The 4,527-nt window shown below is 72.0% G+C and carries 7 protein-coding genes and 2 pseudogenes; 5 read left to right on the top strand and 4 right to left on the bottom strand.

Annotated features, from left to right (window positions below; all coding sequences use genetic code 11):
• Positions 1-258 (top strand): annotated as a pseudogene (locus tag ABZ281_RS39390) (GPP34 family phosphoprotein); the annotation flags it as partial.
• A gap of 86 nt (positions 259-344) precedes the next feature.
• On the opposite strand, the gene ABZ281_RS39385 reads toward ABZ281_RS39390, so the two are convergent.
• Positions 345-761: an SsgA family sporulation/cell division regulator gene (locus tag ABZ281_RS39385; protein ID WP_356662792.1), complete on the bottom strand. Its 417-nt coding sequence runs from the start codon at positions 759-761 to the stop codon at positions 345-347.
• Between the two features lie 269 nt (positions 762-1,030).
• On the opposite strand from ABZ281_RS39385, the gene ABZ281_RS39380 reads away from it, so the two are divergent.
• Entirely contained in the window at positions 1,031-2,125 is a 1,095-nt protein-coding gene (locus tag ABZ281_RS39380) for an oxidoreductase (protein ID WP_356662791.1), read from the top strand.
• Between the two features lie 70 nt (positions 2,126-2,195).
• On the top strand, positions 2,196-2,519 hold the full coding sequence (locus ABZ281_RS39375) for a plasmid stabilization protein (RefSeq protein ID WP_298561176.1): 324 nt from the start codon (positions 2,196-2,198) through the stop codon (positions 2,517-2,519).
• Positions 2,520-2,529: 10 nt separating this feature from the next.
• On the opposite strand, the gene ABZ281_RS39370 is transcribed toward ABZ281_RS39375, so the two are convergent.
• Positions 2,530-2,823, bottom strand: a complete 294-nt coding sequence (locus ABZ281_RS39370) for a YciI family protein (RefSeq protein WP_356662790.1) — start codon at positions 2,821-2,823, stop codon at positions 2,530-2,532.
• 62 nt (positions 2,824-2,885) lie between these two features.
• Here ABZ281_RS39370 and ABZ281_RS39365 point away from each other — a divergent pair, with 62 nt between their 5' ends.
• A complete protein-coding gene (locus tag ABZ281_RS39365) occupies positions 2,886-3,578 on the top strand; it encodes an endonuclease V (RefSeq protein WP_356662789.1) in 693 nt (230 codons plus the stop codon).
• Here ABZ281_RS39365 and ABZ281_RS39360 read toward each other — a convergent pair.
• The gene (locus tag ABZ281_RS39360) at positions 3,566-3,760 is read right to left on the bottom strand and encodes a hypothetical protein (RefSeq protein ID WP_356662788.1); all 195 of its coding nucleotides are present in this window, start codon (positions 3,758-3,760) and stop codon (positions 3,566-3,568) included. The two genes, ABZ281_RS39365 and ABZ281_RS39360, sit on opposite strands and share 13 nt — an antisense overlap.
• 179 nt (positions 3,761-3,939) lie before the next feature.
• Here ABZ281_RS39360 and ABZ281_RS39355 point away from each other — a divergent pair, with 179 nt between their 5' ends.
• The gene (locus ABZ281_RS39355) at positions 3,940-4,086 is read left to right on the top strand and encodes a hypothetical protein (protein WP_010042861.1); all 147 of its coding nucleotides are present in this window, start codon (positions 3,940-3,942) and stop codon (positions 4,084-4,086) included.
• A 5-nt stretch (positions 4,087-4,091) separates the two neighbouring features.
• On the opposite strand, the pseudogene ABZ281_RS39350 reads toward ABZ281_RS39355, so the two are convergent.
• Positions 4,092-4,527, bottom strand: a pseudogene (locus ABZ281_RS39350) (saccharopine dehydrogenase); the annotation flags it as partial.

Genomic DNA, 4,527 nt, shown 5'->3' with positions numbered 1-4,527 from the left:
GTGGCCGTCGTGGAGGCGCTGCGGAAGGACACGCGGCGGATCCTCCGGGGGGCGCTGCCGGCCGCCGGGCTCTGCGAACGGGACGCGGCGGTCGCCGTCCTCGCCGCCGCGGCGGACCTTCTCGACGAGAACACCCCTGACCAGCGCATCGTGCAGCTGACGGAACGGGCGGGCGCGTCGGCGCCCGGGCTGGAAGCGATCGTGCGCGAGGTGAGCACGGCGGTGACAGCGGGACACGCGGTGGCGACGTCGCCCTGAGACTCTGGGCAGGAACCGACGGCGCGCTGACGGACACGCACTCGACCGCGGCGAGGCCGACGCCCTCCCGGTGCGGACCCGTCAGCTCAGCACGCGTCCCGCATCAACTCGGCGAGACCGTGGTCCAGATCCAGCTGGAGGTGCTCCAGACCGACGGGCACGAGATCGCTCGTGGCCTCCAGGAAACGGCGGATCTCGCTCGAGCGGACGTGGACCACGGCGGTGCCCTCGAGGGCGTGGAACTCCAGCACGGTGCGGTCGTAGCCGTAGGGCCGCACCCGCACGTCACCCTGCCCCTCGGCGTCCTTCTGGCCCGCGGCGAGCAGCTCGCGGGAGAAGGTCCAGCAGACCTCGACGCCCTCCAGCGTGGCCGGCGCGGGGAAGGTCATGCGGACGGCGAAAGGATCACGTCGGTCGTAGTGAAGCGTCGCGGGAATGCTCGGCATACGCGGCGCGGCGGCGACGAGGCGGGCCTCCACGGGCTGCTCGATGACGATGGACAACGCCTTGCTCCCTTGTGACGGCTGGACGGACACTTCCGGGCGGATGAGGCCGGGCATGGGAAGAGACGACGGAATCAGCCAATCCGTGCACACGAAATGCGAGTGACCTCCGTCACCGCGTTCATGCACCAGAGTGACGTGACTCTCCTCGTGGGCCTCCGAGGGCACGTCTGGCGCCGGCCGCACCGCCCGCCACACCACCCGGAGCACCCGCGAGGCCATCTGGACGGCACCCGGGCGGTGGGCTAGCTTCCCCCGCCATGAGGCGCATGGGGAGCACGCGACGGACGGGACGAACACGCAGCAGAGCGACCGCGATCGCGGCCTGCGCGGCGGCACTGGCAGCCCTGACCGGCGTACCGGCACAGGCGCGTGAACCGGAGGGCCGGGTGCCGCACTGGGAACTCAAGGACACCGGCGCTCCGGAGGCACGGTTGCGGGGCCTGGCCGCCGTCAGCCGGACCATCGCATGGGTCGCCGGCACCGGCGGCACCGTCCTGCGCACCACCGACGGTGGAGCGACCTGGCGGAACGTCTCGCCCCCGGGGGCGGGGAAGTTGCAGTTCCGGGACGTCGAGGCGTTCGACGCGCGCCGGGCCGTGGTCCTGGCCATCGGCGAGGGCGAGGCGTCCCGCGTCTACCGCACCGACGACGGCGGAGCGACCTGGACGGAGTCCTTCCGCAACACCGACCCCAAGGCGTTCTACGACTGCCTCACCTTCTTCGACCACCGCCACGGCCTCGCGATGAGCGACCCGGTGGACGGCAAGTTCCGCATCCTGTCGACCGGCGACGGCGGCCGCAGCTGGAAGGTGCTGCCGGACCGGGGCATGCCGGCCGCGCAGGAGGGCGAGGCCGGATTCGCGGCGAGCGGCCAGTGCCTGGTGACGTCCGGGCCGAAGGACGTCTGGCTCGCCACCGGCGGAGCGGCACGCGCGCGTGTGCTGCACTCCGCCGACCGGGGACGCACCTGGACGGCCACCGACACGCCCCTCCCCGCGGGCGACCCCGCCCGGGGCGTCTTCGCGCTGGCCTTCCGCGACCGCGCCCACGGCCTCGCCGTCGGCGGTGACTACCGCCCCGACCAGCCCTCACCGAGCGCCGCCGCCCGCACCTCCGACAGCGGCCGCACCTGGCGCCCGGCCGCCACCGCCCCGCCCGCCTACCGCTCCGGCGTCGCCTGGCTCCCGTACGGCCGCACCGCGGCCCTCGCCGTCGGACCGACCGGCACCGACCTCACCACGGACGCCGGCCGCACCTGGCGGACCGTCGACACGGGCTCCTACGACACCGTCGACTGCACCCCGGACCACGGCTGCTGGGCCGCCGGCGAGAAGGGCCGGGTTGCCCGCCTGGAGCACTGAGCATGCACGGTGCCCTGATCGTTGGCAGTGTGGGTACTCGTTCACTGATCGTGAAAGGAAGTGAGCGGGAATGCCACGCGGTTCGAGCTCCAAGCGGGAGCGCCAGTACGAACACATCAAGGACAGTGCGAAGGACCGGGGCGAGAGCACCGGCCGCGCCAAGGAGATCGCCGCGCGGACGGTGAACAAGGAACGCGCCCGCTCCGGCGAGTCGAAGACCGCCAGCCGCACCTCCACCCAGGACATGTCCTCCGGCAAGCGGGGCGGTCAGCGCTCGGGGCAGGGTTCCCAGGGACCCACCTACGACCAGCTGTACCAGGAGGCAAAACGCAAGGGAGTCGAGGGCCGTTCCAGCATGAACAAGAGCCAGCTGCAGCGAGCACTGGGCAAGTGAGGCACACGCCTCAGAGGGTCTCCCGGTAGGCCTCCAGCGCGGGCGCCGTCTTCCTCGCCACGAACTCGGTGACGCGGTACGCGCACACGCCCGCGGTGACGAAAGGGTCCTGCGCGGTGATCTCCTCGATCCGCGCGCGATCCCCCGCGACGGCGATGATCACCCCGCCGTCGCGGGGGTTCTTACGCCCGGACGCGAGGAAGACCCCCTGCCGGTACTGCTCGTCGAGCCACACCACATGCTCCTCCAGCACGGCGTCGACGGCTTCCAGCGGGGCGGTGTAGGTCAGTTCCAGCACGAACATGATCGGGAGCCTACCTCCGGGCACCCGTCCGGCCGCCGGGCAGCCCGTAGGCTCTGGGCACCATGACGACCGTACGCATCCCCGAGGACTGGCCCGCCACCGAGGAACAGGCGCGCACCGTCCAGGACGAACTGCGCGCACGCGTGATCCTCGACGAACCCGGACCGCCGCCCGGCACCGGCCACGTGACGGGGGTCGACGTCGCCTACGACGACGAGCGGGACGTCGTCGCGGCGGCAGCGGTCGTGCTGGACGCGTTGAGCCTGGAGGTCGTCGCCGAGGCCACGGCCGTGGGCCGGGTCTCCTTCCCCTATGTGCCCGGGCTTCTCGCCTTCCGCGAGATCCCTACGGTCCTCGCCGCCCTCGCCGGCCTGCCCTGCCCGCCCGGTCTGGTCGTCTGCGACGGCTACGGCCTCGCCCACCCCCGCCGCTTCGGCCTCGCCAGCCACCTCGGCGTCCTGACCGGTCTGCCCACGATCGGCGTCGCCAAGAACCCGTTCACCTTCACCCACGCCGACCCGGACACCCCGCGCGGCAGCACCTCCGCGCTGCTCGCCGGCTCCGAGGAGGTCGGCCGGGCCCTGCGCACCCGGGACGCCGTCAAGCCGGTCTTCGTTTCCGTGGGCCATCGGGTGACACTGGACCAGGCCTGCGCGCACACCCTCGCGCTGACCCCCGCCTACCGCATCCCGGAGACCACCCGCAGGGCGGACGCGCTGTGCCGCAAGGCGCTTCGGAAGACCTACTCAGCCTGACCCTCCACCCGCCAGCGGCCCACCTCACGGTGTTCCGAGTCGTAAACCGCCGACTCGTCCCCGGGGACGAGTTCGTAGTGGCGCAGATTGCCGGCCCAGTACCTCAGGATCCGGCCCAGTTCGCCCGCCGGGTCCTTCGTCAACGCCGCGTTGTCCAGGGAAACTTCCAGAAGGAATCTCATACCTTCAAGGGTTTCATTGAACTCCTTGTGGGAACTTTCCGAGCCTTTGCCGAGGGAGGAACGCTTAAAGTCTCAAGTGGGGGGACAGGCGCGGGCCGGGCGGGGCGCGCGAATCTGAGTACCGGCCCTGAGTACCCGTACGGATGCCCGGCGGTGGCCGGGCCGACAGGCTGGGGCGCATGACAACGCACCGTGCCCCCAAGCCTGTTGCCGGACCGACCCAGACCGTCGAGCGGGCCGTCACCATAGGGCTGATCCTGGCCGTGCTGGCCGGGCTCGGCTGGATCGCCGGGATGATCTACACCATCGCCGAGTGGCCGTTGTAGGACCGTCAGCGGGCCGACGCGACGCGGAAGCGGATGCCCGCCGCGCGCAGCCGGTCGATCAGCGCGTTGCCCATCGCCACCGCCGTGGTGACCTGACCCGCCGTTTCCGGAAGATCGTCGAAGGCCAGACAGAGCGCCGACTCGGCGAACATCTTGGCCGTCTCGTCGTAGCCGGGATCGCCGCCCGAGACCTCCGTGTACACCCGCCGGCCGCCGCCCTCACCCACGAAGCGCACGGAGAACCAGCTCTTCGCCCGTTTCTCGGGGCTCGGCCCGTCGCCGGGCTTGAGCCGGTCCGACAACCAGCGCCGCGCGGGCAGCACCTGAGCCGCCGCGACCAGCGCGCCGACCGCCGCGACCCCGCCGACCGCGACCGGCAGATGCCGGACGGCCGCGTACTGCCGGTAGCGGAAGTCGGGCCCGTACCGGTCGAGGGCCGAC

It is taken from the genome of Streptomyces sp. NPDC006265, assembly GCF_040613555.1.
Lineage (GTDB): Bacteria > Actinomycetota > Actinomycetes > Streptomycetales > Streptomycetaceae > Streptomyces.
This window is presented reverse-complemented; position numbering and strand designations above follow the sequence as displayed.

What these genes read in the sequence shown, in the direction of transcription:
- ABZ281_RS39365 (WP_356662789.1), top strand. Translation starts at nt 2,886, where the DNA reads ATGACGACCGTACGCATCCCCGAGGACTGGCCCGCCACCGAGGAACAG.
- ABZ281_RS39360 (WP_356662788.1), bottom strand. Translation starts at nt 3,760, where the DNA reads ATGAGATTCCTTCTGGAAGTTTCCCTGGACAACGCGGCGTTGACGAAG.
- ABZ281_RS39380 (WP_356662791.1), top strand. Translation starts at nt 1,031, where the DNA reads ATGGGGAGCACGCGACGGACGGGACGAACACGCAGCAGAGCGACCGCG.
- ABZ281_RS39375 (WP_298561176.1), top strand. Translation starts at nt 2,196, where the DNA reads ATGCCACGCGGTTCGAGCTCCAAGCGGGAGCGCCAGTACGAACACATC.
- ABZ281_RS39355 (WP_010042861.1), top strand. Translation starts at nt 3,940, where the DNA reads ATGACAACGCACCGTGCCCCCAAGCCTGTTGCCGGACCGACCCAGACC.
- ABZ281_RS39370 (WP_356662790.1), bottom strand. Translation starts at nt 2,823, where the DNA reads ATGTTCGTGCTGGAACTGACCTACACCGCCCCGCTGGAAGCCGTCGAC.